The organism is Methylocystis sp. sgz306128, assembly GCF_056032725.1.
The window spans coordinates 254,435-279,650 of sequence record NZ_JBVYWO010000004.1 but is presented as its reverse complement, the minus strand read 5'-3'; the positions used below and the strand labels follow the sequence as shown (position 1 = coordinate 279,650).

Genomic DNA, 25,216 nt, shown 5'->3' with positions numbered 1-25,216 from the left:
TCGATGATCCAATCAAGAAATGCGATAGATGAATTTCATCAAAAAGCGCTAGATTTGCGAATTAACGAGGATTCGCATGACCCGGACTTTTCTTATTGACACGGATACGGCGTCTGATGACGCAGTGGCTCTAATCATGGCGCTTCAGGCGCGGGATGTGCGGGTTGCGGCTATTACAGCCGTGGCCGGCAACGTTTCGGTGAAACAGGCCGCCCGCAACGCGCTATACACCGCGCAAATCTGCGGCTCGGATGTGCCTGTGTTCATTGGCGCCGAAAAGCCGCTGTTGCGCAGCCATAGCGACGCGTCTTGGTTTCACGGACAGGACGGCATGGGAAATATGAACTATCCTGTTCCGGCCAGACATGCCGAATCGATGCATGCGGTAGATGCCATTATCGAACATGCCGAAAACTGCTCCGAGCTGGAAATCGTGACCTTGGGCCCGCTGACCAATATCGCGCTGGCCTTGGCGCGCTCGCCCGCGATGGCGCACAAGGTCAAGCGCTGCATAGTCATGGGCGGCAACCCCTGTTGTGTCGGCAATGTCACGCCTGCCGCCGAATATAATATCTGGGTCGATCCCGAGGCAGCGCGCATGGTGTTTCGTTCGGGCATGCCCGTTGAAATGATCGGCTGGCACGTGAGCCGGGATGACGCCGTATTCGACGAAACCTATATTCAGGCTGCGCTGGAGCTTGGCACGGAGCGCGCCCGCTTCGCCGTTGAATGCAACCGCATTGCCCGCAGTGCATTCAGAACTCAGACAGGACAAGACGGCATATCCCTGCCCGATCCGACGGCCATGGCTGTTGCTCTCGATAAATCCATCGGCACGCGATGGAGCCTGCACGCCGTCGACGTGGAGACGCAGAGCGAACTTACTCGCGGCATGACCGTTGTGGATCAGCTCGGCGTGAGCGCGGACGACAACAATCGCGACATCTGGCGCGACCAGCCGCATCGCGCCGACATTTGCTGGGAGATCGACACGCGGGCCTTTAAAAAAATGGTCATGAATTCCTTGGGTTAGAGACTTTCCTAAACCCATTTGCGCAACACTATACAAAGTTGCGCAGTGTTGGGACAATTGTCCCATGCCTTAGAGTCCGGCAAACGTCCTTCTCCCCATTGCAGCAGGGAGAAGGACGTTCAAATAAATTGCAAGTGTTCGGACGGCTTATCCGATCATATTATGCAATTTTTCATCGGCGCTGTCGAAGAAGCGTCGGATGCCGCGCGCGGCCTGGCGAATCCGCTGTTCATTTTCCACCAGCGCCAGACGCACGTAATTATCGCCATGTTCGCCAAAACCGATGCCCGGGGCGACCGCCACATCGGCCTTTTCGATCAGCAACTTGGAAAATTCAAGACTGCCGAGATGCTGGAACTTGGGCGGAACCGGAACCCAGGCAAACATCGAGGCAACCGGCGAAGGGATTTCCCAACCCGCCTGAGCGAAGCTTTCAACCATGACATCGCGGCGCTTCTTGTAGGTCTGGCGCATTTCCTCGATGCAGGCGTCAGGGCCATTCAGCGCGGCCGTGGCCGCAACCTGAATGGGCGTATAGGCACCATAATCAAGATAGGATTTGACCCGGGCCAGCGCCGCCAGCAGGCGCTCGTTGCCAACTGCAAAACCCATACGCCAGCCAGCCATGGAGAAGGTCTTCGACATGGACGTGAATTCCACGCAGACGTCCATCGCCCCCGGCACCTGCAGGACAGACGGCGGCGGATTATTGTCGAAATACACTTCCGAATAAGCAAGGTCCGACAAGATGAACACTTCATGCTTGCGGGCAAACGCCACCAGATCGCGATAGAAATCCAGCGAAGCCACCATGGCGGTGGGATTTGAAGGATAGCACACCACAACGGCGATCGGCTTCGGAATCGAATGCATCAGAGCGCGTTCGAGCGCCGGGAAATAATCCGGTGTCGGTTCTGCCGGAACAGAACGGATGACTCCGCCGGCCATGAGAAAGCCGAAGGCGTGAATCGGGTATGAGGGATTGGGGACCAGTACGACATCGCCCGGCGCCGTTATGGCCTGCGCCATATTGGCGAAGCCTTCCTTCGAACCCAGAGTGGCGATCACCTGCGTATCGGGATTGAGCTTGACGCCAAATCGCCGGTCATAATATGCCGCCTGCGCGCGCCTCAGGCCCGGAATGCCCTTGGATGACGAATAGCGGTCGGTACGCGGCTTGTTGACGGTCTCAATCAGCTTGTCCTTGACGTGCTTCGGCGCGTCAAGATCAGGATTGCCCATGCCGAGGTCGACAATATCCGCGCCCGCCGCGCGCGCCTTGGCCTTGAGGCGATTGACCTGCTCAAAGACATAGGGGGGAAGGCGGCGAACATTGTGAAAGTCGGTCATGAGATTACTCTGCACACTCAAAGTTAGAGTTTAAGGGTTTGGCCTTGTCATGTGACAAGCCAGGCAGGTTCTATCACCTGCGCAAGAACCGAAGCAAAGATTAATTTTGATCGGGAGTAGTTTCAGGCACGGCCAAGGGCTTTTTCTTCGGCAGCTTTTTCTTCGGCGGCTGTTTCGCGCCTGCAACTGGCTGCGCTTTGCCCGGGCCGGCCTGTGCTGCAGCCTTTTGCAGGGCCTGATCATCCGCCGCAGCCTCTGCGGGCGTGCGCACCGGCGTCTTACGCTCGACAGGCTCAAAGCCGACCGGGATATAATCGAGCTTGGCAGGATCGGGGCGCGAGGCTTTGACAAAGTCCTTGGCTTCAGGCGCCGGCGGTACGAGGCCCGCACTGGTCACAAAGGATTGAACCGGGTCGGAACCAGAAGCGCATCCCGAAAGCGCGACGGCGACAGCCAGAAATCCACGGCGAAAGTGTCCGGCGAATTGGCTCATGGCAGAGAACTCATACCTTTCAGAGAAACGTGATATTATCAGTCAGTCTTACAGTCTTATTTTCGATTGTCCAACCTCGTCATTATTATCAATCGAAGCTGATTTTCAAAAAATTGCTGCTACAATCGGCAACAGACGATAATGCTGAGGTTTGCGGAGGGAATGCATGGCGCGCGAGAAGTCCAGAACGACCGGACCCGGGCCAAAATCCGAAAAAGCCGCGCCCGGCACCGTCCGCGCGCGTGAAAAATCCCCGAAGGCCGCCAAGGCCAGGAAGCCCGCGGCCTCCAAGGTCTCTGCATTGCCCGATGAACCGAAGGTGGCTCCCCAGCACGCCGCATCGCAGGCCCGGCCAGACAATACCGCTCAGGGCGGCCCGACACCCATGCCGAATTTTGAACAGATGGCGCAGAACATGGCGCGCCTCGTCGACGAAACAGGCAAGGTCTTCGCCGCATACAGCAAGGGCGGACAGACGACCGGCAGCCCTGTCTCCACCGAATTGACGGATGCCGTAAAAACGCTGGGTACCGTCGCCGAACGCTGGATGAGCGATCCGCAAAAGGCCGCCATGGCGCAAACCGCGCTATCCACCCAGTTCATCGATCTTTGGCAACAGACGATGAAACGGCTCGTCGGCGAGCAGGCCAAGCCGGTTGTCGAGATCGACCCGTCCGACAAGCGCTACAGCGACCCCGAGTGGCGGGCCAATCCCTTCTTTGACTTCCTGCGTCAGGCGCATTCAGTGGCAACCAACTGGGCCAATTATCTGGTTCAGGATGCCGAGGGGCTTGATCCGCACACCCGTGCCAAGGCCAATTTCTATGTCCGGCAATTGGGCGCGGCGCTGGCGCCTTCGAATTTTCTCTTCACCAACCCGGAATTGTTGCGCACGACGCTGTCGCAGGATGGCGAGAATCTCGTGCGCGGCATGCAGATGCTCGCCGAAGATATTGAAGCCGGCAAGGGACAGCTCAAAATCCGGCAGAGCGATCCGTCCAAGTTTCAGGTTGGGATCAATCTCGCAAATACCCCGGGCAAGGTGGTTTTTCGCAACGACCTGATTGAACTGCTGCAATATAGCCCCTCAACGGAAACAGTCATCAAACGGCCGCTGCTGATCGTGCCGCCATGGATCAACAAATTCTACGTACTCGACCTCAATCCCGAAAAATCCTTCATTCGCTGGGCAGTGGCCCAAGGGCTGAGCGTCTTCGTGATTTCGTGGGTCAACCCGGATGAGCGTCAGGCGCAAAAATCCTTCGAAGCCTATATGCGCGAAGGTATATTTGCCGCGTTGGATGCGATCCACACGCAGACAGGTGAACGGCAGGTCACGGCCATCGGCTATTGCGTTGGCGGAACGCTTCTGTCTGCGACATTAGCCTATATGGCCGCAACCGGGGACGACCGTATCAACAGCGCCACGCTCCTGACGACGCAGGTTGATTTCACCGACCCCGGCGATCTGAAAGTCTTTGTCGACGAGGAACAGGTGCGCGCCACCGAGGAGCGCATGTCGAAGACAGGCTACCTCGAAGGCTCAAGCATGGCCAATGCGTTCAATATGCTGCGCCCCAACGACCTGATCTGGTCTTATGTCGTGAAAAATTACATGAAGGGTGAACCACCCGCGCCATTTGACCTGCTTTACTGGAATTCGGACTCTACCCGCATGCCGGCCGCGAACCATTCGTTCTATCTGCGGCATTGCTATCTCAACAATGACCTTGTCAACAAGCGGATGCCGCTGGGCGGAATCATGCTGGACCTCTCCAAAGTCAAGATCCCGGTCTATAATCTCGCCGCGCGCGAGGACCATATCGCGCCTGCGCCGTCCGTATTCAGAGGGGCGCAGTTTTTTGGCGGAGAAATGCGCTATGTGCTGGCCGGATCCGGGCATATCGCCGGGGTTGTGAACCCGCCCTACAAAACCAAATATCAATATTGGCTTGGCCCGAGGCCCACGGGCGAATATGAGGCCTGGCTCAAACAGGCCGAGGAGCATCCCGGTTCATGGTGGGTCGATTGGATAAAATGGATCGAAGCACAGGCGCCTGAGCGGGTACCAGCGCGCGATCCGGCATCCGGGCCGCTCGAGCCTCTGGAAGATGCCCCCGGCTCTTATGTGAAAGCCCGCGTTTAGACAGCCAAGCCGGTTCAGATCGAAGTTTTCAACATTCATGGCGTCAAAAAAGCTGGCATGGGCTTGCCAAGCCCGGCTCTTCTGGCGCAATTTCAGCACTTCAGATTTCTGGAATGCTAGCATTTAATAATTGGGAGAAGATTCATGAAGCTGGTGCGTTACGGTAAACCGGGTAAGGAAAAGCCGGGCCTGATCGACAAGGAAGGTCGCCTGCGCGACCTGAGCGAGATCATCAAGGATGTGAGCGCAGAGGCTCTCTCACCCAAAAGTCTGGCAAAGCTGGCAAAACTGAAAGAGAAAAACCTGCCATTGGTGTCCGGCAAGCCGCGTCTTGGCGCCTGCGTCGGCAAGGTCGGGAATTTTATTGCTGTTGGCCTCAATTATGCAGATCACGCCGCCGAAACGGGAGCGCCCATTCCCAGCGAACCTATTCTTTTCAATAAGGCGCCAAGCTGCATCGCAGGCCCCAATGATGCTCTGGTCATACCTAAAAACTCAAAGAAGACCGATTGGGAGGTCGAGCTTGCCGTGGTTATCGGTTCGCGCTGCTCCTATGTTTCGGAAGATGAAGCGCTTGATTATGTCGCCGGATTAGCCCTGTGCCACGATGTATCGGAACGTGAGTTCCAGACGGAGCGCGGCGGCCAGTGGATGAAGGGCAAAGGCTGCCCAACGTTTGGACCGCTGGGGCCATGGCTGGTGACTCTGGACGAAATCCCCGACATTCAGAACCTCGACATGTTCCTTGACGTGAATGGCGAGCGGATGCAGAGCGGCAATACGAAAACAATGATCTTCAGCGTGAAGACCCTTGTTTCCTATATCTCGCAGTTCATGATTCTGGAGCCGGGTGACGTCATCACCACAGGTACGCCGCCGGGCGTGGGCCTTGGCATGAAGCCGCCGCGCTTCCTTAAGCCGGGCGACACCGTTTCACTGGGCATCGAAGGTTTGGGCCGTCAGGCACAGCACGTCGTAGCCTATAGCGAAAATTGATCGCTGCGGCTGGAAGAAGGCATTAAGCCGGACGGCATAATCCTTTGACGCAGTCAGGAAGATCTGGATAAGGGCTTGTCCGCTGAGACAAATCCTTATCCGGAGCTGCCCGCGTATTGACGCGCGCGGATAGTCATCTGACGGACAGGGGTATGCGACAGCTTGCCGATACTAATCCGAGACGAAACGAGAGCGCTCAATTTTTCTTGCCATCTGCGGGCAGGACGAAAACCTGCCCTGGATAGATCAATTGCGGATCGCGTATCTGTTTGGTATTGGCCTCATAGATTTCAGTGTAGCGGATGCCGCGGCCATAGACCTTACGGCTGATGCGCCAGAGGCTGTCTCCGCGTGAGACAGAAGCCGTCTCAAGCTGCTTGACCACGGCATCGGCCGAGGAACTACCCGCCGCCTGCCCGGCTTGTGGAGCAGCGGCTGTACCGGATGCAGCAGCCTGATTCGCCCCAGACGATTCGCCCGCAAGCGTCGCGGCAGCGCCGGGCGCTTCAGGATAATCAAACGCAACTTCAGCGCGCGAAACCACATCGCCTTTTTCGTTCAATGCATCCGCCCGGACAAGGTATTTGCCCGGCTTCATGCCCTTGGCAACGTGAAGCGACCAATGGCCATCTGCTGCTGTCACGGCTTTTGCCACCAATGTGCCGCTCAGATAGACTTGCACGGTTTGTCCGGTTCCCGCCAGCCCGGACGCAAAAAGAGCGCCCCCTTCGCCCGCCTCCACGGTGCGGATCGTTACCGGCGCAAGCCCGGGCACCGCGCTCGTGGATGGCAGCGGCTTTGAGGCAGGCGCCGCGTCAGACAGCAATTTTGTGGGCTCACCCGGCGCTGTCAGCGCTACAATCACTTCGTCCTTTTTATTTTGCGGAATGACGACTGTCACATTCTGTGTGGAGAGAACGAAACTTCCATCCGCCGCGCGGGACTGCAGTGACAGCAAATGCGATCCCGGGGCCAGATCCTTGGGCAGAATAACAAATTGTCCGGTAGCATCCGCCGTAATATGGCTGATCGCGTTTCCGGAATCGAGAAGGTCGATTTCAGCGTTGGGCCCTGCCCGGCCGGCAACCAGCGTTGAACCATCCGGCTCAACGCGCGCGACATCAAAAGAGGGAACGATAGCCGCTGCGGCCGGCGCCTCGGCTTTTGCGCTTGGCGCGGAGACGGGAGCAGGGGGTTCCTGCGCGGGCGTGACCGGGGCCGGTGAAACGCTCTTGGACTGCTGCTCGCCTACGGGGGCTTTGGCAGCCTCTTTTTGCCATGCATACCAGCCGCCACCGATGGCCAAAACGGCAGCAACAGCCGCCAGCATACGGCCGCTATTTGATGGCGGCTTCTGGTTGTTATTTGTTTCGTTGGTCATGACACGTCCCCTCACCTGTCACAGCACCTATAACTTATGACAGTGTCTATAAGGCATAAAATTATTTTTGATTCTTGACCACAGCTCTGCAGATAGGCAAAACGAAACAATGCATGAAATTGTCCGCCCCTCTCCCATTCGTTCCATCTGTGTCTATTGCGGCTCAAGCACGGGCAATGACCCGGCTTACGTGGCCTGCGCCGCTGAACTGGGCCGCAGCATGGCCAGATCCGGCATAAGCCTCGTCTATGGCGGCGGAACAAACGGCCTGATGGGTACCGTCGCGCGCGCCGTGCTTGATCACGGCGGCTTTGTCACGGGCATCATTCCGGAATTCTTGATTCGCAAGGAATCCATGATGGACGACGCGCAGGAGCTGCTGGTCGTCGAGGACATGCATACACGCAAGAGGCTGATGTTCGAAAAGGCCGACGCCTTCGTCGCTCTTCCGGGCGGCATTGGTACGCTGGAGGAACTGGTCGAGCAGATGACATGGGTTCAACTGGACAGGCATGTGAAGCCGGTTTTGCTCGCCAACATCAACCAGTTCTGGACACCATTGCTTGATCTGCTGGCCCACATGCGCAGTGCCAATTTCATTCGCGCCAATGCAGAAGTAAAATATCTTGTTGCCCAGACAACCGATGAGATACTTCCGATGCTGCATGAGACGGCCCGGCGGGAAACTGAAAAAGCCAGGCTGCACGCTTCGCTCAATCCGGCGCTTTAAGTACCCGGAAGCAACAATCATCATTCTGCCGACCGACAATAGGGCTTCGCAACATGCGAAATCTTGGTTAGACTCCGTCTGGTCAAGCTCTCGTTGGCCAGTCGGAGGAGAAATGGGAATGAATAAACAAGCAAGACTGCTAGGTGCATGCGTGGTCGGCATGTTTGCAATCTCGGCATTTGCGGCGCCTTTGGCGTACGCCGCGGGCGAAAGCACCCCAGCCAAACCAAAGGCAATGGCCAAACCCGCCAAAAAAATGAAGCAGCCGGCCAGCGTCCTTGTTAAAATAACAAATTCCCGGTCCGTTGCGCTCGATGAGCTGGAAATCAGCATTGCCGGGACAATGGACAGCGCCGGCCAACTGACCGCGCCGCTCGAACCGGGCAAGAGCGTGAGCCTGAAAATCGATACAAAGAAGAGCTGCTCCTTCGATGTGCATGGCACCTTTGCCGACGATTCCGAGACCGATGCGTCCGCCATGGATCTGTGCAAGGATCCGAAAATCACTCTGAAGGACTGATCAGTCTTCAACAGGCAATTGGCCGGACGCCTTTCGGCCAATTGCGCCTGCCCGGCTTTTCGGCTCTATTGCAATGCAGCAATCCATAGAGGGCCGGATATGAAACTTCCTCGTCGTTTTTTTGAGCCGCTTGCCATAGGCGCGCCGCAGCCCTTGCGCGCTCTGCCCATCAAACTGGAGCGGATGATTCATTTTGTGCCGCCACACAATGAAAAGGTGCGCGCCAAATTGCCTGATCTTCTCGGTCAGGTCGATGTCATACTCGGCAATCTGGAGGATGCGATCCCGGTTGAATCGAAGGTCGCGGCGCGCCGGGGCTTCATTGAAATGGGCAGATCGCTTGATTTTGGCAAGACAGGTTTGTGGGTACGGATCAACGCGCTCAATTCACCCTGGATGCTGGACGATGTTCTGGAAATTGTGCGCGAGATCGGTAACAAGGTTGATGTGATCATGGTGCCCAAGGTTGAAGGCCCCTGGGACATCCATTACCTCGATCAACTCCTGGCACAATTGGAGGCCAGACATCACGTGTCCCGGCCAATTCTAATTCATGCCATTCTGGAGACGGCCGAAGGCGTCAAGAACGTCGATGATATCGCAGCGGCATCTCCGCGCATGCATGGCATGAGCCTTGGCCCCGCCGATCTTGCCGCCTCGCGCGCCATGAAGACCACCCGCGTCGGCGGCGGCCATCCCGAATACAAGGTTCTGGCCGATGCAACCGGCGCGGATAAAGACCGCGCGACGTTTCAGCAGGATTTATGGCACTATACCGTCGCGAGAATGGTAGACTCCTGTGCATCCAATGGAATCAAGGCTTTTTACGGCCCGTTTGGAGATTTCTCCGATCCGGCTGCTTGTGAAGTGCAGTTTCGCAACGCGTTTTTGCTGGGCTGCTCCGGCGCGTGGACCCTGCACCCCACCCAGATTGAAATCGCGAAGAGAGTGTTCTCTCCCGATGTAGACGAAGTGCTTTTCGCCAAGCGCATTCTGGAGGCCATGCCGGATGGCTCGGGAGCCGTGATGATCGATGGCAAGATGCAGGATGACGCCACCTGGAAGCAGGCCAAGGTGATCGTTGATCTCGCCCGCCAGATAGCCTCTCAGGATGCAATCCTGTCAAAAGCCTATCAATTCGGCTGAAAGCGGGCATCGGCCCGCGTCGTCATTGCACTTTCGCAACAAAAAAGCCGCAAACTCAGAGTTTGCGGCTTTTTTCGATGAATATAGCGGATCAGGGCTTGGGCGCAGCCGGCGGCGCAGCGCTGTTCTGGTTTTCAAGTTCCTGACGCTGCTTCTTGGCGCGTTCCTCAAGCTGGCGCTGCAATTCTTCCTGCTGCTGCTGGAGCTTCTTGGGATCGATAGCCGGGCCGTCGAAGGCCTTGGCGAAACCGGCAACCGGCACCACGAAGGTCACGTCGTTACCAACCTGATTGCGGACGGTAACGTTCAGATTGGTGGCCTTCTTCAAGGCGGCAAGAACATCACCGGTCATTTCAGATTCAGCAAAGCAACCGTTCGGGAAGCAGATCGCGAAGGACCCTTCGCGCGGCTGGCCTTGATCAATCGTGTAGCGGAAGCCCGGCTTGAGCATGAGCGCCACAGGCAGCAGCATACGCAGGATGCGCTTGTCATCACCCTTCACGTCATAAACCGCAAGCGCCAGCACCGGCGCCTGATTGTTGCCCTGACCGAAGTCGCGTGTGGTGTAGCAGATTTCCTTGCCGCTTGTGTTGTCCTTGCCGCAGACCTTGGTCCAGTCAGCCTGCGAGGCCTGCAACTGCACCTTGGAATCAGCCGGCGCAGCGGCAGGCTTGGCTTCAGCTGCGGGTTTCGGCTCAGCCGCTGGCTTTTGCTTTGTCTGTGCCAGAGCGGCGCCACCGCTGACGAAAGCACCAGCGAGGATTACGGCTATGCCGAAGCGTTTGAAGTCGAACAACATTTGAATTCCTTTCGACAGGCGGTCGCGTCGGACCGAACCAGATGCAACTGTCTATCCCGCGACATTAAGGCAATAACTTGACTGCCACGCTCATACCCTGTCTGCAGGCGGCTTTCCAGCGCGTTCTACAGCTTTTCTCGCTTTTTTACGCGGTGCAGGCGAATCTGTCACAGAATTGCCGACAACCGGACGTGACGATGAAAGAGGAGATGCCTAAACTCGGCCAATGAATATTCATTCGATTCGCTTCCTGACACTTGCCGCAGCCATGATCCTGCCTCTGATGGCCTTCGGCACCGGCCATGCCCAGCAGACCGCATTGGCCATGCATGGCGAGGCTGCCTATTCCGGTGTGCAACCCCTTTCCTATGCCAATCCCGACGCCCCGAAGGGCGGAAAGCTTGAACTGGGCATGATCGGCACGTTCGACAGTCTTAACCCGTTTAATCTGAAGGCTGGCTCGACCGCACAGGGCTTGCTCGGCGATGTGTTCCAGACGCTGATGATGCGCTCGCTGGATGAGCCGTTCACATTATATGGGCTGGTCGCAGAAACCTACGCCACGGACGACGCGCGCAGCTTCATCTCGTTTCATCTGAACCCGAAGGCCCGTTTTTCCGACGGCGTGCCTCTCACCACTGCCGATGTGCTGTTCAGCTTCGACCTTCTCAAAAAGCAGGGACGACCGCCGCAGCGCACGGCCTACGCGCAGGTCAAGGCTGTTCAGGTTCTCTCGCCCTATAATATCCGTTTCGACCTGAGCGGCGTCAACGACAGGGAGATGCCGCTGACCTTGGCGCTGATGCCAATCCTGCCCAAGCATGCAACAGATGTCGCGCATTTTTCCGATGCCAGCCTGAAAATTCCGATCGGCTCCGGCCCCTACAAGATCACAGCCCTTACGCCCGGCAGCGAACTGACCTTGCAGCGTAACCCGGACTATTGGGCCAAGGACCTACCCATTTCGCAAGGTCTCTATAATTTCGATACGATCCACATCACGTACATGCGCGATGCAAATGCAGTGTTTGAATCGTTCAAAGCCGGTCTTGTGGATTTTCGGGTGGAAACGGATGCCGCGCGCTGGCAGGAGGCCTATGATTTTCCGGCTGTCCGAAACGGCTCGATCCTGCGCAAATCCCTGCCCATCGGCTTGCCAAAGGGCATGGACGGCTTTGCCTTCAACACGCGCCGCGCTTTCTTCGCCGATAAAAGGGTCCGCGAGGCCCTCGGCTTGATGTTTGACTTTGAATGGATCAATTCGAAGCTCTACGGCGGCGCTTACCGCAGATCAGCCTCTTTCTTTGACGATTCCCCGCTCTCAGCGCATGGGCACCCGGCCAGCCCCGGCGAAATCGCCTTGCTCAAGCCCTATCTAAAAGATATTCCCGCCGATATATTGGCGGGAAAATGGACACCGCCCGCCTCCGACGGCACAGGCCATGACCGGGCGGAGGCTAAATCCGCGCTCGCACTGCTGGCGCAGGCCGGCTACCGGCTGGACGGAGACAAGCTTCTGGATGCATCGGGCCAACCCTTCTCTTTTGAAATTATGGTGGAAAGCCGTGAAAAAGAGCGCCTTGCCCTGCTCTACGCGGAGAGTCTGCGCCGCATCGGCATCGAGGTCCGGGTGCGCTATGTCGATGAGGTGCAATATCAGCGCCGACGCCAGCACTTTGACTTTGACATGATGATCGGCTCATGGCCGGCAACACCCTCTCCGGGCAATGAGCAGCGCGGACGCTGGAGTTCCGCGGCTGCAAAGGCAGAAGGTTCGTTTAACCTGACTGGCGCTCATTCCCCGGCACTCGATGCCATGATCGAGGCCATTGTCGATGCACATTCGCAATCCGAATTCACCGATGCGGTCAGGGCATTTGACCGGTTGCTGCTTTCGGGTTTTTATATCGTACCCCTGTTTTACAAGCCGGATCAGTGGATAGCCTACTCATCGCATCTCGGAATGCCAGCACACGTTCCCTTGTTTGGCATAACGCCTGATCCCACAACCTCACTTGCGACCTGGTGGAGCAACAATCCATGATGACCATCGATATTATTTCCGACGTTGTATGCCCTTGGTGTTTTGTCGGGCAAAAACAGATGGGCGCCGCCCTGCGCCAAAGACCCGATCTCGCAGTCGAGGTGCGTTTCCGGCCCTTTCAGCTCGATCCGAGCATTCCGCCCGGCGGCATGGATCGCACGGACTATATGATCAGCAAGTTCGGCTCACTGGAGCGCATACAGGACGCGCATAAACGTCTTGAGGAACTTGGCGCAACACTCGGAATAAATTTCGCTTTTTCAGATATTAAGCGCGCAGTCAATACCTTGGACGCACACCGGCTGATCCGCTGGTCATGGGTAGCGGGAACGCAGGCTGCGGTCAATGAACGGCTCATGTCACTCTATTTCGAGCACGGCGCCGATATCAGCGACCGCGATATTCTGCTGGACGTAGCCGAACAAAACGGACTCGAACGCGACATTGTTGCCAAGCTGCTCGACGATGGCGAAGATATCGAGGCTGTGCAGGCGGAAATACGGCAGGCCCAGGAAATTGGCATCAATGGCGTACCGTTTTTTATCCTTGCTGGCAAATACGGACTCTCCGGAGCGCAACCTGTTGAAATCATGCTGCAAGCACTCGACAAGGCGGCAGAGGGTTAGAGCCTGTTCCTTTTCAGAGCGAACATCAACGTTCCCCGGGAGCGCGGCGAATTTGCTATCCGTCCGCCGCGCACTCCAGTCCCTGCCCTCTGCACCAACTTATGAAAGCAGGGGCAGGAGGAATCAGGGGCGATGTCAGGCGGCCTTCTTCTCTGCAAGCCCCACAAGGGCGCGCAAAATAAGCTGCGTCCCCTCCAGCCGCTGATCCGCTTCGTCAAAGTCGCGGATGAAGACAATGCGCATGTCTGGCCGCACCTTGGCCGATGAGCCCTGCTGGGCGATATAGCGAACCAGACCGTTCGGATTTGCGAAGGCATTGTCGCGGAAGGAAACGATAACGCCCTTGGGGCCTGCGTCCACCTTGTCCACATTGGCGCGGCGGGCCAGAGCCTTGATCGACACCAGCTTGAGCAACTGCTGCACCTCAGGCGGCATCGGCCCGAAGCGATCGATGAACTCAGCTGCCATCGTGGCAAGATCCTCGTCCGTATCAATGGTCGAGAGACGGCGGTAAAGGCTCAGGCGCAGTGAAAGGTCCTGGATGTAATGTTCGGGGATCGTCACCGGCGTGCCGATTGTGATCGACGGCGACCATGCCTCCTCGACCGGTTCCTGTATGCCGGCCTTCAGTGCGGCCACCGCATCTTCCAGCATTTGCTGGTAAAGCTCGAACCCGACTTCCTTGATATGTCCGGACTGTTCGTCGCCCAGCAGATTGCCCGCGCCGCGGATATCAAGATCATGCGTCGCCAGCTGGAAGCCCGCGCCCAGCGTATCGAGCGACTGAAGCACCTTGAGACGCTTTTCGGCCTGAACCGTAAGGCGCTTCTCAGGAAGCGTGAACAAGGCATAGGCGCGCGTCTTGGATCTGCCGACACGCCCGCGCAGCTGATAGAGCTGACCAAGACCGAACATGTCGGCGCGATGCACGATCAGCGTATTGGCTCTGGGAATGTCCAGCCCCGATTCAATGATCGTGGTGGAAAGGAGAATGTCATATTGTCCCTCATAAAAGGCCGACATCTTGTCTTCCAGTTCGGTCGCCGACATCTGGCCATGCGCCACGACAAACTTTGCCTCCGGCACATTCTTGCGCAGGAATGCCGCCGCCTCGTCGAGGTCTTCGATTCGCGGGCAGACGTAAAAGCTCTGGCCACCGCGATACCGCTCACGCAGCAAGGCCTCGCGCACGATAAGCGCATCGAAGGGGGTCACGAACGAGCGCACCGCAAGCCTGTCGACCGGCGGCGTGGCAATGATCGACAATTCACGCACACCGGAAAGGGCCAGTTGCAGCGTGCGCGGAATCGGAGTCGCGGACAAGGTCAGCACATGCACCTCGGCGCGCAGGTCTTTGAGCCGCTCCTTGTGCGATACGCCGAAATGCTGCTCCTCGTCGATAATGACGAGCCCGAGATCCTTGAAGCTGATATTTTTGCCCAGCAGCGCGTGGGTGCCAACAACGATATCCACCTGACCGTCGGCCAACCCCTGCCGCGTGGCCTTGAGTTCGCCCGCGCTCACCATGCGGGAGGCCTGTGCCACCCGGACGGGCAGTCCGGAAAAGCGCTCCGTGAAGTTCCTGTAGTGCTGACGCGCGAGCAGTGTCGTCGGCACGATCACCGCGACCTGTTTGCCGTTGATGGCAGCGGTAAAGGCTGCCCGCAGCGCCACTTCGGTCTTGCCAAAGCCGACATCGCCGCAAACCAGCCGATCCATGGGCCGTCCGGACGCCATATCATCCAGTACGGCGTCAATGGCGTTCTGCTGATCTTCGGTTTCATCATAGGCAAAACGGGCGCAGAATTCATCATAGGCGCCTTCCGGCGGGATAAGGCGCGGCGCCTGCCGCAGCATGCGCTCGGCGGCAATCTTGATCAGGCCATGCGCAATCTCGCGGATGCGCTTTTTCATCCGCGCCTTGCGCACCTGCCAGCCCGTGCTGCCGAGGCGGTCAAGCTGCACATCCATGTCCTCGCCGCCATAGCGCGAGAGCAATTCAAGATTTTCAACCGGCAGGAAAAGCTTGGTGTCGCCGGCATAATGAATTTCAAGGCAATCGTGCGGTACGCCGCCTGCCTCAATATTCTTGAGACCGATAAAACGGCCGATGCCGTGATCGACATGTACGACGAGATCGCCCTCGCTCAGCGCAGCGACTTCCTTGAGGAAATTGGCAGGCTTCTTCTGCTTCTTGCGCTGGCGCACCAGTCGGTCACCAAGAATATCCTGCTCGCCGATAACAATGAGATCGTCGGTCTCGAACCCGCTTTCCACCCCCAGCACCGCAAGCGAAACTTCATTTCGAGGGTAAGTCAGCGCATGAGCATATGTCGATATCGGATTGATTTTCTTGAGACCATGGTCAGCCAGAACAGTGGCAAGCCGGTCGCGGGAACCATCGGACCACCCGGCGATGATCACGCGCTTGCCCGCTTTCTGGCTGGCCTGCACGTGGCTGATCACCGCTTCAAAGACATTGACATCCGGTGTTGTCCGCTCGGGCGCAAAGGAGCGGCCAATCCTGCCGCCACAATCGACAAATGTCCCCTGTTCCTCCATGGCCTTGATGTTTTCGGAAAGCGACAACCGCGCGATCATGTCCTTATCAGGCTGGGCAAATGGCAAAACATGCGCCGTGGCCCGCAATTGCAGCCGGTCATGCCATTCTGCTGGCGCAAAATAGAGTCTGTTGGCGGGCAAGGGCTTATAGCCAGCCTGCGCCGGATCAGCGTCGAATGCCTGCTGCCGATTGTCGTAATGATCGCTGATCGTTGCGAAGCGGGTTTGGATGACTTCGTCCACGCGGTCATCCAGCACCAGCGGCGCATCGCCGATATAATCGAGCAGGCTGTCCAGCCCTTCATGGAACAGGGGCAGCCAGTGCTCCATGCCCGGATAGCGCCGGCCCTCGCTTACGGCTTCATAAAGCTGATCCGCGCGCGTGACGCCGCCGAAAGTGGCAAGGTAATTCTGCCTGAACCGACGGATCGAATCCGATGTGAGCTGGACTTCGCTCATCGGCACCAGATCGAGGCTTGTCAGCTGGCCGCTGGAGCGCTGGGTTTCAATATCGAAGGTGCGGATCGTGTCGAGCATATCGCCGAAGAAGTCGAGACGCACCGGCAGGGGCATGCCAGCCGGGAAAAGATCGAGAATGCCGCCGCGCAGCGCATATTCACCCGGTTCATTGACACTGGATGCGCGCAGGAAGCCGTTGGTTTCCAGCCATTTGATCAAGGCATCGACATCGACTGAATTGCCGACCGCCGCTGAAAAGCTCTCCCGGGCCACCCACTTGAACGGCGGCAGGCGCTGCAATATGGCATTCACCGTCGTGGACAATACGCGCGGACGTTCAAGTGCCGAGCGCGTTCGGGCAAGGCGCGAGAGCACCGTCATGCGTTTCGCGGCAATGGCGGCATTGGGCGAAACGCGATCGTAGGGCTGGCAGTCCCAGGCTGGAAAATCGAGCACCTCGATCTGCGGATCGGCAAAATTCAGCGCCTCGGCAAAGCTGCGTGCCCGCTGTCCGTCCCGCGCGACATGAACCAGCACGACGGAACGCGTTTCTGCCTTCCGGGCGAGGCGTTTGACCACATCGGCCAGAACGAGGGCGTCCATTCCCTCAGGCAGGCTGGAGAGGTGAACCGAGCCGCCATTTTCAAGTATCTGTGCCGCGCGCATGGAAGCAGACATAAACCGCCTTTTAAATATTCAGGGGACCGAGATGCGTGTGAAAGGCCTTGATGGCGCGGTAAACCGGCGTATCGAAATGTTGCGGCACCTGCGCCTCGCCGGTCAGCCACATGAATATGTCCCTGTCGGGTTCCTCCATCAGGCTTTCGAGATCGTCGAGTTCACTCTCGCTGAGCCGGGATATCTGCTCATCGGCAAATTGACCAAAAATCAGATCCATCTCGCGCATGCCCCTGTGCCAGGCGCGGTAGAGCACCCTGCGACGACGCGCATCAAGCATGGAAGAAACGGGCTGCGACATGGTGGAACCTCGGGAGTGAAGACGTGCTGTTCTATAACTTGCTTCGTCGTGCATGTCAGGAACACTTGCCAAACTTCTCGCTGAAAGCCAATAAGAAACGATGCGCCCTTCGTTGCTCAATCCGCTTTTTGCCGATGTGACTTTGCTGCCCGGCGTCGGGCCGAAGATGGCCCCGCTATTTCAGCGCCTGCTTGTGGGCGACGATCGCCCGGCGCGCCTGCTCGATCTGCTTTTTCACCTGCCCTATTCGGCCATTGACCGCCGGGCCCGGCCAAAAATCCGCGAGGCCGTCCCCGATCAGGTTGTTACGCTTGCCGTGACGGTGACAGAACACCGCCCGCCGCAATCCAGATATGGCAAAGGCCCTTACCGTGTCATCGCTGAGGACGAAACCGGCGACGTCATGCTGGTCTTTTTCATGAACAATCCGGCCTGGATCGAACGCGCTCTTCCCATCGGCCAGAAGCGATGGATCTCCGGCAAACTGGAAATGTGGGACGGTCATTTGCAGATGGTGCACCCCGACCGCATCCTCGATGAACAGGGACTGGCCAGACTGCCGCCGGTTGAACCGGTTTACGGCCTGACCGAAGGCCTGTTTCCGCGCGTTCTCGCCAAGGCAGTCGAAGGCGCGCTGACCCGATTGCCGGAACTGCCCGAATGGCACGATACAGCGCTTATGCAGCAGCGCGGCTGGCCAGGCTTCGGCGCAGCTCTGCGTCAGATCCATACGCCGCAAAGCCCGCAGGATATCGAACCAGGCTCTGCCGCGCGCCAGCGGCTGGCCTATGACGAGCTTCTGGCCACCCAGCTTGCCCTGCGGCTCGTGCGCGGACGCATGAAGGCGGCCAAGGGGCGCGCGAGCATTTCCGAAGGGCAGATCGCGGCACGCATCCTTGCAAGGCTGCCCTACGACCTTACGCAGGCACAGCAGCAGGCGCTGGCTGAAATCTACAAGGATCTGACAGCCGAACAGAGAATGCTGCGCCTGCTGCAGGGAGATGTCGGCTCCGGCAAGACCATTGTCGGGCTGCTGGCTATGGCGCATGTTGTGGAGGCCGGTCATCAGGCTGCGCTCATGGCGCCCACAGAAATTCTCGCACGCCAGCATTATGCCAGACTGGCACCTCTGGCCGAAGCGGCGGGATTACGCATTTGCCTGCTCACCGGCCGCGACAAAGGCGCCGAACGCAACGCCAAGATCGACGCCATCGCCAGCGGCGCCGCACAGATTGTCATCGGCACGCATGCCTTGTTTCAGGAATCGGTTGTTTTTGCCGATCTGGCGCTCGCAGTGGTAGATGAGCAGCACAGGTTCGGCGTCCATCAGCGCCTTGCCCTGAGTGAGAAGGGGAATGCCGTGGATATCCTCGTCATGACGGCAACGCCAATTCCGCGGACGCTGGTTCTGACTTATTTCGGCGACATGGATGTCTCCAACTTACGAGAAAAGCCGCCAGACCGACAGCCGATCTTGACCCGCGCCCTGCCGCTGGACCGGCTCAACGAAGTGGTGCAGGCACTGGATCGAGCGCTTCACACAGGTTCGCGCGCTTATTGGGTTTGTCCGCTGGTGGAAGAGAGCGAGACGCTGGACGTCGCTGCAGCGGAGGATCGATTCGCGTCACTTAAGCAATGGTTTGGCGGCAACGTCGGTCTTGTGCATGGCAAAATGCCGGCACGCGCCAAGGATGAGGCCATGAACGCGTTCCAGCGCGGCGACACCAGAATTCTGGTTGCCACAACGGTGATCGAGGTGGGAGTCGATGTGCCAGAAGCCAATATCATGGTCATAGAACACGCTGAACGCTTTGGCCTCGCGCAATTGCACCAATTACGCGGGCGTGTCGGGCGCGGCAGCGGACAATCGTCCTGCCTGCTGCTCTATAAGGCGCCGCTCAGCGAAACAGCGACCGCACGGCTGGATATCCTGCGCCAGAGCGAAGACGGCTTTCGCATTGCAGAAGAAGATCTGCGCCTTCGCGGCGAAGGCGAAATTCTCGGCACACGTCAGTCCGGAACGCCGGGCTTCAAGCTCGCGCAACTCGATGTTCATGGCAATCTGCTGCAAATGGCGCGCGACGATGCCGCGCTTATCCTGCAAAAGGACCCGGAACTGCACAGCCCCCGCGGACAGGCGCTGCGCCACCTGCTCTACTTGTTTGAACGGGATGAGGCCATCAAGCTACTACGCGCGGGATGAGCCGAGCGCCCGCGCCGCCCGCCACAGCGCCCATTGCTTGCGCCATTGCGGCGGCACATTGATCTGCCGCGCGGGATCGCGATTGGCTCTGACGGCTTTCAGATTGACCTCTATCAGGCTCAGCGGCAGAAAGGCTGCAGCAACTTTCGCCGGAAGGGCAGCAATGGCCGCCTGCGCTTTATGCAGATGCCCTATCGCCAACGCACCCAATTCATCAAGCACAGGCCGGAGCATGGATTCTGCGGGCGCTTCTATCAGTCTGTCACGGTCCAGATTATGGCGAGCCAACACATCCAGCGGGATAAAACATTGCCCTCTTGCGATATGAAGAGGCAACGCCAGCATCAATCCACTGAGACCATAGGCCACCCCGGCATGGCCGCTGGCCTCGCTGACCCGCCCTGCATCCGCGCCAAGAACCAGAGCGGCCATCTGAAACAGGACAGAACTCGTTTCACCGAAATAGCCTTCAAGATCGTTCAGGCTCGGCATCGGATCGTCGTAAAGATCAAAAACCCGCGCATCGATCAGATTTAACAATCCCTGCAGCGGGAGATTAAATTTGTTGACCGTGTCCAGCACTGCGGCAGCCACCGGATTGGCCTGCATCTCTCCATGGCCGCCGCTTGTCAGGATGTCCCGCCAATATTGCAGGCGTATCTCTCCTGTCAGAGCCTCGTGGACGGATTCGCGAATTCGCGCCACTTCCAGACTGAATGCATAAATTGCGATGATATGACGACGCATGTCCGGCACGACAAACAGGCAGGCCAGCCACCTGTCTTTGTCCAGCGCGCGAAGCTGGCTCTCACAATATTGATAGGCTTCGTCAATGTTCATCAGGAGACGGCAATCAGTGCTGCGGCAACCTTCCGGTTCTCGGCCAGCAGGATGTTATAGGTGCGCGCCGCAGCGCCGGTCTGCATGGCCTCGATCCGGATGCCGATCTCGCGCAGACGCATCTTCAGCAGTTCAGGCGCAAAGCGCATGTCCGCCCCGACACCAAGAAGAAGCAACTCCACCTCACCCTTCGGTTCAGCGAAAAGAAGTCCGAGACTTGCCGGTGTGATCTCTGCAAAAGACGATACGGGCCAGGACGAAATTCCCGATGGCAGCGCCAGAATCGATCCTCTATGCGACATATCGGCGAAGCGGAACCCGCCCCCGCCATAGGCATCGATAAGATGGCGTCCGGGTACGAAGCCATCGTATTTTCGGGTGGTGCTCAAGCCCCCGCCTTTGCCTCGCGCGCTTCGCCGGCAACATGTTCCGTGCGCACGCCCAGATAGATCAGGATCGGCGTACAGATGAAGATCGACGAATATGTTCCGACAAAGATACCCCACATCATCGCCAGCGAGAACGAGCGGATCACCTCGCCGCCAAACAACACCAGTGCGAGCAGCGCAAGAAAGACCGTCGTCGCCGTCATGATGGTACGCGGCAGAACGGCGTTGATCGAAAGATCGATCATCTCGGCAATGCCCAGCTTTTTGTATTTGCGCATCATTTCCCGGATACGGTCAAGCACGACGACAGCCTCGTTGAGCGAATATCCGACGATGGTCAGAATAGCGGCAATCGAGGTGGTGTTGAATTCAAGGTGCGTCACCGAAAAAAAGCCGACCGTCAGCAACAGGTCATGCATGGTCGCAATCACCGCGCCAACCGCAAACTGCCATTCAAACCGGAACCAGAGATACATGAGCACCGCGATGATCGAAATCACCACGCCGAGCGTACCGGATTGAACCAATTCTCCGGAGACACGGGGACCGACGGTCTCGACACGGCGGAAGTCATAGCCATCACCAATGGCGGATTTCAGCCGCCCAACCGCCGATTGCAAAGCCTCGGACCCGCCCGGCTGGACACCAAGACGCATCGAGACATCACCGGAATTGCCAAAGCCCTGAACTTCAATTGCGCCGATTTTCAGCTTTTCGCCCAGACCACGCAAGAGCGCCAGATCTGCATTGCCGGTTTTGGCCCGCATTTCAATCAGAATGCCGCCGGAAAAGTCGATGCCGAAATTCATGCCCACCGAAAGAAACATGACGATCGACACAATCGAAAGCACCGCCGAAAACGGATAGGAAAAGCGCCGAAAGCGCATGAACCCAAATTTGGTGTTTTCCGGTGCGAGGCGAAGGAGCTTCATGGACAACCTTAAATCGGCAATTTGGTGGGACGGCGATAGCGATACCACAAGGCAATCATCATTCGCGTCATGGTTACGGCTGTCACGATAGACGTGAGAATGCCAAGTCCGAGCGATACGGCAAAGCCGCGAACCGGGCCAGAGCCAAAAAGATAGAGAATCAATGCGGCCACGAACATCGTCACGTTCGAGTCGACAATCGTACCAAACGCACGCGTGAAACCTGCATCGAGCGACGCGATGATCGAACGGCCCATGTGATTCTCTTCGCGGATGCGCTCGTAAATAAGCACGTTGGCATCCACGGCCATGCCGATTGTGAGCACAATGCCGGCGATACCCGGCAAGGTCAGAGTCGCGCCAAGCATCACCATCGAGGCAAAGATCAGCAGGATATGCACGCCAAGAGCAATATTGGCAAAGATGCCAAACGTGCCATAAGTGATCAACATGTAGCTCAGAACCAGAGCCGCGCCGACATAAGCAGCTTTCTTGCCAGCATCAATCGAATCCTGACCAAGGCCGGGCCCGACGGTGCGTTCTTCGACAATCGTCAATTTGGCCGGCAGTGCACCGGCGCGCAGCAGAACAGCGAGGTTGTTCGCCGATTCCAGCGTGTAATTGCCCGTAATCTGGCCTTTACCGCCGGGGATAGGACTATTGATAACCGGCGCTGAAATAACCTTGTTGTCGAGCACGATAGCAAATACACGGCCGACATTTTCGGCGGTAGCCTGCGCAAATCGCTGGCCGCCGCGAATGTTGAAGGTGAAATTGATGTCTGGGCGGCCACTCTGCGGATCGATACCGGCCTGAGCATCGGTCAGATCTTCACCCTGCACGATCACACGCTTTTCGACAGGCAACAGACCCGGTTGATCGGTTTGCGGAAGATTCTCAACTTCAGATGGATCGGCGCCCGGAGCTGCGGCAAACCGGAATTCGAGCTTGGCGGTCGTACCCAGAATTTCCTTAAGCTTGGTCGTATCCTGCAAGCCCGGCACTTCGACGAGGATACGATCCGACCCCTGCTGCTGGATATTCGGTTCAGTGGTGCCGAGCTGGTCGACGCGCCGGCGCAAAACTTCTATCGATTGGGTGATGGCGCGATGAATCTTGTCCGCCACGCCGGCATCCGTCACCGTGAGAACAACCTGCCCATCATCCTTTGCCGATACATCAAGCGAACGTCCGGCAATATTTCCGGTCAGCGTGTTGCCCAGCACCTGACTCAACGCCTGAAGCTTCGGCAGAACCTTTTCGCGCTCCGCCGCATTGGGAATGCGCACTGTAACGCCCTTGGTTTGCAGACCTATGCCGCCGGAAATGGCAATCTTCTCTTCACGCAGAATGCGCCGTACATCGTCTCGCAGGATTTCCACTTGCGTGCGAAGAACCGATGCGCTGTCCACTTCGAGCAGCACATGCGCGCCGCCCTGCAGGTCAAGCCCTAGCACGATGGACCGATACGGCACCCATGATGGCATGTAGGTGGCGACATGATCCCGTGTTTCCTTGGGAAGCAGGCTCGGCACGATGATCAGAAACGCCAGAAGCGTGCCAAGCAGGATGGAAACAACTTTCCAGGGGGCAAAACGAAGCATGGTTGGTCAGTCTTTGGCGCTGGCGGATTTGCTGCGGACTTCGGATATCATCTGACGGAGCACGCGGACCTTCACATTCGCAGCAATTTCCACTTCGAGTTCAGCCGCGTCATTATCCTTCGTCACTTTTCCGATCAGGCCGCCCGTGGTGACGATTGTGTCGCCGCGGCTCACCTTGGCCAGCATTTCAGCCTGCTCGCGGGCCCGCTTCTGCTGAGGCCGCAACAAGAGGAAATAGAATATGACCAGAACCACACCAAAGGGAGCGATCTGCACAAGAATATCATTCATGTTGCTGGCCGCTCCGGCAGCCTGTGCGTAAGCAGGAGTAATAAACATCTGACCTCCACAGGGAACAGGCCTCCTGCTCCCTTTTCAAATTTGCCGGACTATAACCGGCAATGCGTCGAAAGCAATGGTTTGAAGCCGATCGCCGCTATATTTTCGCAGCGAGCAGATCTTTGACAAAACCGGCAACGCCCGCTTCCTGACGGGCGCGTTTTAGCCGCTCGGCACGCAAGATGGCAAGCACGTCTGCATAGGCGCTTTGCAGATCGTGGTTCACAATCACGTAATCATAGCTCGTCCAGCGCTGTATTTCGTTCCGTGCATTGGCCAGCCGTTTGGCGATGACCTCAGGCGAATCCTCGTTGCGGCGCTCCAGACGCAGTTTCAGTTCAGCCATCGAGGGCGGCAGGATGAACACCGTAACCACATCGGCTCCGGCTTTGGCGCGAACCTGCTGCGTGCCCTGATAGTCGATATCAAAGAGCATATCCCTTCCCTGCCCCAGCACGGCCTCCACGGGCGGACGCGGCGTGCCATAGAAATTGCCATGCACTTCGGCAGATTCGAGCAGGTCTCCATCCTTGCGCATCCGCTCAAAATCCCGCGGACTGATGAAGTGATAATGAATGCCGTCAACCTCGCTGGAACGGCGCGGCCGGGTTGTCACGGAAACCGAAAGGGTAAGATCTGTCGATTTATCCTGCAGCAACATCCGGGTGAGAGTGGTTTTGCCCGCGCCCGATGGAGAAGACAGAATGAGCATCAGGCCACGTCTGCCGATGAATGAGGGTTTTCCGGGATCGGTCATCACCTACTCTATATTTTGCACTTGTTCACGAAATTGTTCGACTTCTGTCTTGAGATCAAGCCCGATCGCCGTCAAGGATGCATCGTTCGATTTCGCACATAATGTGTTCACTTCGCGCGATATTTCCTGTGCAAGAAAGTCAAGGCGCCGGCCGATTGCGCCGCCTGCGCGCAACAAGGTGCGCGCGGCGTCAAAATGCGCATTGAGACGATCCAGTTCCTCGCGGATGTCCGCCTTAGCCGCAATCAACACCGCTTCCTGGTGAAGCCGGGCCGGATCAAGACCCGTCTGGCCCATGAGGGCTGCGACATTTGCCTCGATTTGTCGTCTGATGGCTTCGGGCTTGCGGCCCGGAACTTTGTCCGCAGCAATCGCCAGCGCCGACATAGCCTCTATGCGCCGCTCGAGAATACGCGAAAGCGCCTCTCCTTCTGCGGCCCGCATTTCCCTGAGCGAGGTCAAGGCCGTTTCGAGCAGCGACAAAACTGCAGGCTGCTCGGATTCGATCGATGGATCGAACGGCTCAACGGTCTCGATTATGCCCTTTATGGCCAGAATGCCGTCGAGAGACGCCGGACGAAGGTTCGCATTCAGCGGAATTTTCCCCACCAGCCGAAGAACTTCATCCAGCAAAGCCTCGTTGATGCGCACACCCGAAGCCAGGCCGGAACGTTGCGCCGCAAGATTGGCATAGATGGTTCCCCGCGTCAGATGGCGCGCGATAACATTCCGCACAGCTTGTTCCAGAGCATCAAACCCGGGCGGAAGCCGGATGCGAATGTCGAGCCCCTTGGCGTTTACGGATTTGATTTCCCAGGCGATTTGAAAAGTCGTTCCGGCTCCGCTGGCGCGCGCGAAGCCCGTCATACTATGCGTTGACATGAGCGA

22 protein-coding genes are annotated in these 25,216 nt (G+C 57.7%); 9 read left to right on the top strand and 13 right to left on the bottom strand.

Annotation, left to right across the window (positions count from 1 at the left end; all coding sequences use genetic code 11):
• Positions 1–76 precede the first annotated feature (76 nt).
• Entirely contained in the window at positions 77–1,033 is a 957-nt protein-coding gene (locus tag AC0N03_RS09150) for a nucleoside hydrolase (protein ID WP_474288381.1), read from the top strand.
• A 147-nt stretch (positions 1,034–1,180) separates the two neighbouring features.
• On the opposite strand, the gene AC0N03_RS09145 is transcribed toward AC0N03_RS09150, so the two are convergent.
• Both AC0N03_RS09145 and AC0N03_RS09140 read right to left on the bottom strand, forming a co-directional pair.
• Positions 1,181–2,383 carry an LL-diaminopimelate aminotransferase gene (locus AC0N03_RS09145; RefSeq protein WP_474288380.1) on the bottom strand — a complete coding sequence of 401 codons (1,203 nt, stop codon included), beginning with the start codon at positions 2,381–2,383 and terminating at the stop codon, positions 1,181–1,183.
• Between the two features lie 100 nt (positions 2,384–2,483).
• Positions 2,484–2,876 carry a hypothetical protein gene (locus AC0N03_RS09140; protein ID WP_474288379.1) on the bottom strand — a complete coding sequence of 131 codons (393 nt, stop codon included), beginning with the start codon at positions 2,874–2,876 and terminating at the stop codon, positions 2,484–2,486.
• Positions 2,877–3,042: 166 nt separating this feature from the next.
• Between AC0N03_RS09140 and phaC the strand changes: the two genes are divergently transcribed.
• Both phaC and AC0N03_RS09130 read left to right on the top strand, forming a co-directional pair.
• Positions 3,043–5,022, top strand: a complete 1,980-nt coding sequence (gene phaC, locus AC0N03_RS09135; protein ID WP_474288378.1) for a class I poly(R)-hydroxyalkanoic acid synthase — start codon at positions 3,043–3,045, stop codon at positions 5,020–5,022.
• Positions 5,023–5,166: 144 nt separating this feature from the next.
• Complete coding sequence (locus AC0N03_RS09130) at positions 5,167–6,018, top strand: fumarylacetoacetate hydrolase family protein (RefSeq protein WP_474288377.1); 852 nt, start codon at positions 5,167–5,169, stop codon at positions 6,016–6,018.
• A 196-nt stretch (positions 6,019–6,214) separates the two neighbouring features.
• On the opposite strand, the gene AC0N03_RS09125 is transcribed toward AC0N03_RS09130, so the two are convergent.
• Positions 6,215–7,399 (bottom strand): LysM peptidoglycan-binding domain-containing protein, encoded by a 1,185-nt coding sequence (locus AC0N03_RS09125; protein WP_474288376.1) that lies wholly within the window; start codon positions 7,397–7,399, stop codon positions 6,215–6,217.
• A 109-nt stretch (positions 7,400–7,508) separates the two neighbouring features.
• Here AC0N03_RS09125 and AC0N03_RS09120 point away from each other — a divergent pair, with 109 nt between their 5' ends.
• The 3 genes from AC0N03_RS09120 (at position 7,509) to AC0N03_RS09110 (ending at position 9,795) form a co-directional block, all read left to right on the top strand.
• Complete coding sequence (locus AC0N03_RS09120; RefSeq protein ID WP_474288375.1) at positions 7,509–8,129, top strand: LOG family protein; 621 nt, start codon at positions 7,509–7,511, stop codon at positions 8,127–8,129.
• 112 nt (positions 8,130–8,241) lie between these two features.
• The gene (locus AC0N03_RS09115; RefSeq protein ID WP_474288374.1) at positions 8,242–8,649 is read left to right on the top strand and encodes a hypothetical protein; all 408 of its coding nucleotides are present in this window, start codon (positions 8,242–8,244) and stop codon (positions 8,647–8,649) included.
• A 99-nt stretch (positions 8,650–8,748) separates the two neighbouring features.
• On the top strand, positions 8,749–9,795 hold the full coding sequence (locus AC0N03_RS09110) for an HpcH/HpaI aldolase/citrate lyase family protein (RefSeq protein WP_474288373.1): 1,047 nt from the start codon (positions 8,749–8,751) through the stop codon (positions 9,793–9,795).
• A gap of 91 nt (positions 9,796–9,886) precedes the next feature.
• On the opposite strand, the gene AC0N03_RS09105 is transcribed toward AC0N03_RS09110, so the two are convergent.
• Positions 9,887–10,594, bottom strand: coding sequence for an invasion associated locus B family protein (locus AC0N03_RS09105; protein WP_474288372.1), 708 nt, complete (start codon positions 10,592–10,594; stop codon positions 9,887–9,889).
• Between the two features lie 226 nt (positions 10,595–10,820).
• Here AC0N03_RS09105 and AC0N03_RS09100 point away from each other — a divergent pair, with 226 nt between their 5' ends.
• Together AC0N03_RS09100 and AC0N03_RS09095 are read left to right on the top strand one after the other, a co-directional pair.
• Positions 10,821–12,638 carry an extracellular solute-binding protein gene (locus AC0N03_RS09100; RefSeq protein ID WP_474288371.1) on the top strand — a complete coding sequence of 606 codons (1,818 nt, stop codon included), beginning with the start codon at positions 10,821–10,823 and terminating at the stop codon, positions 12,636–12,638.
• Positions 12,635–13,264: a DsbA family oxidoreductase gene (locus tag AC0N03_RS09095; protein ID WP_474288370.1), complete on the top strand. Its 630-nt coding sequence runs from the start codon at positions 12,635–12,637 to the stop codon at positions 13,262–13,264. Before AC0N03_RS09100 ends, AC0N03_RS09095 begins: the two co-directional genes overlap by 4 nt.
• 135 nt (positions 13,265–13,399) lie before the next feature.
• Here the strand turns inward: AC0N03_RS09095 and mfd are convergent, their stop codons facing one another.
• A complete protein-coding gene (gene mfd / locus AC0N03_RS09090) occupies positions 13,400–16,963 on the bottom strand; it encodes a transcription-repair coupling factor (protein WP_474288369.1) in 3,564 nt (1,187 codons plus the stop codon).
• Positions 16,964–16,973: 10 nt separating this feature from the next.
• A complete protein-coding gene (locus AC0N03_RS09085; protein ID WP_474288368.1) occupies positions 16,974–17,264 on the bottom strand; it encodes a succinate dehydrogenase assembly factor 2 in 291 nt (96 codons plus the stop codon).
• Between the two features lie 100 nt (positions 17,265–17,364).
• On the opposite strand from AC0N03_RS09085, the gene recG reads away from it, so the two are divergent.
• Entirely contained in the window at positions 17,365–19,467 is a 2,103-nt protein-coding gene (gene recG / locus AC0N03_RS09080; RefSeq protein WP_474288367.1) for an ATP-dependent DNA helicase RecG, read from the top strand.
• Here recG and AC0N03_RS09075 read toward each other — a convergent pair.
• The 7 genes from AC0N03_RS09075 to AC0N03_RS09045 all read right to left on the bottom strand — a co-directional run bounded on the left by AC0N03_RS09075 (position 19,453) and on the right by AC0N03_RS09045 (position 25,210).
• Positions 19,453–20,307 carry a phytoene/squalene synthase family protein gene (locus AC0N03_RS09075; protein ID WP_474288366.1) on the bottom strand — a complete coding sequence of 285 codons (855 nt, stop codon included), beginning with the start codon at positions 20,305–20,307 and terminating at the stop codon, positions 19,453–19,455. The genes recG and AC0N03_RS09075 overlap by 15 nt on opposite strands.
• Positions 20,307–20,696 (bottom strand): Mth938-like domain-containing protein, encoded by a 390-nt coding sequence (locus AC0N03_RS09070; RefSeq protein WP_474288365.1) that lies wholly within the window; start codon positions 20,694–20,696, stop codon positions 20,307–20,309. Before AC0N03_RS09070 ends, AC0N03_RS09075 begins: the two co-directional genes overlap by 1 nt.
• Positions 20,693–21,628 carry a protein translocase subunit SecF gene (gene secF, locus AC0N03_RS09065; protein WP_474288364.1) on the bottom strand — a complete coding sequence of 312 codons (936 nt, stop codon included), beginning with the start codon at positions 21,626–21,628 and terminating at the stop codon, positions 20,693–20,695. Before secF ends, AC0N03_RS09070 begins: the two co-directional genes overlap by 4 nt.
• A gap of 8 nt (positions 21,629–21,636) precedes the next feature.
• Positions 21,637–23,232: a protein translocase subunit SecD gene (gene secD / locus AC0N03_RS09060; RefSeq protein WP_474288363.1), complete on the bottom strand. Its 1,596-nt coding sequence runs from the start codon at positions 23,230–23,232 to the stop codon at positions 21,637–21,639.
• A gap of 6 nt (positions 23,233–23,238) precedes the next feature.
• Positions 23,239–23,571, bottom strand: a complete 333-nt coding sequence (gene yajC, locus AC0N03_RS09055; protein ID WP_474288362.1) for a preprotein translocase subunit YajC — start codon at positions 23,569–23,571, stop codon at positions 23,239–23,241.
• Between the two features lie 97 nt (positions 23,572–23,668).
• Positions 23,669–24,328: a guanylate kinase gene (gene gmk, locus AC0N03_RS09050; protein WP_474288361.1), complete on the bottom strand. Its 660-nt coding sequence runs from the start codon at positions 24,326–24,328 to the stop codon at positions 23,669–23,671.
• Positions 24,329–24,331: 3 nt separating this feature from the next.
• Entirely contained in the window at positions 24,332–25,210 is an 879-nt protein-coding gene (locus tag AC0N03_RS09045) for a YicC/YloC family endoribonuclease (protein ID WP_474288360.1), read from the bottom strand.
• Positions 25,211–25,216 lie beyond the last annotated feature (6 nt).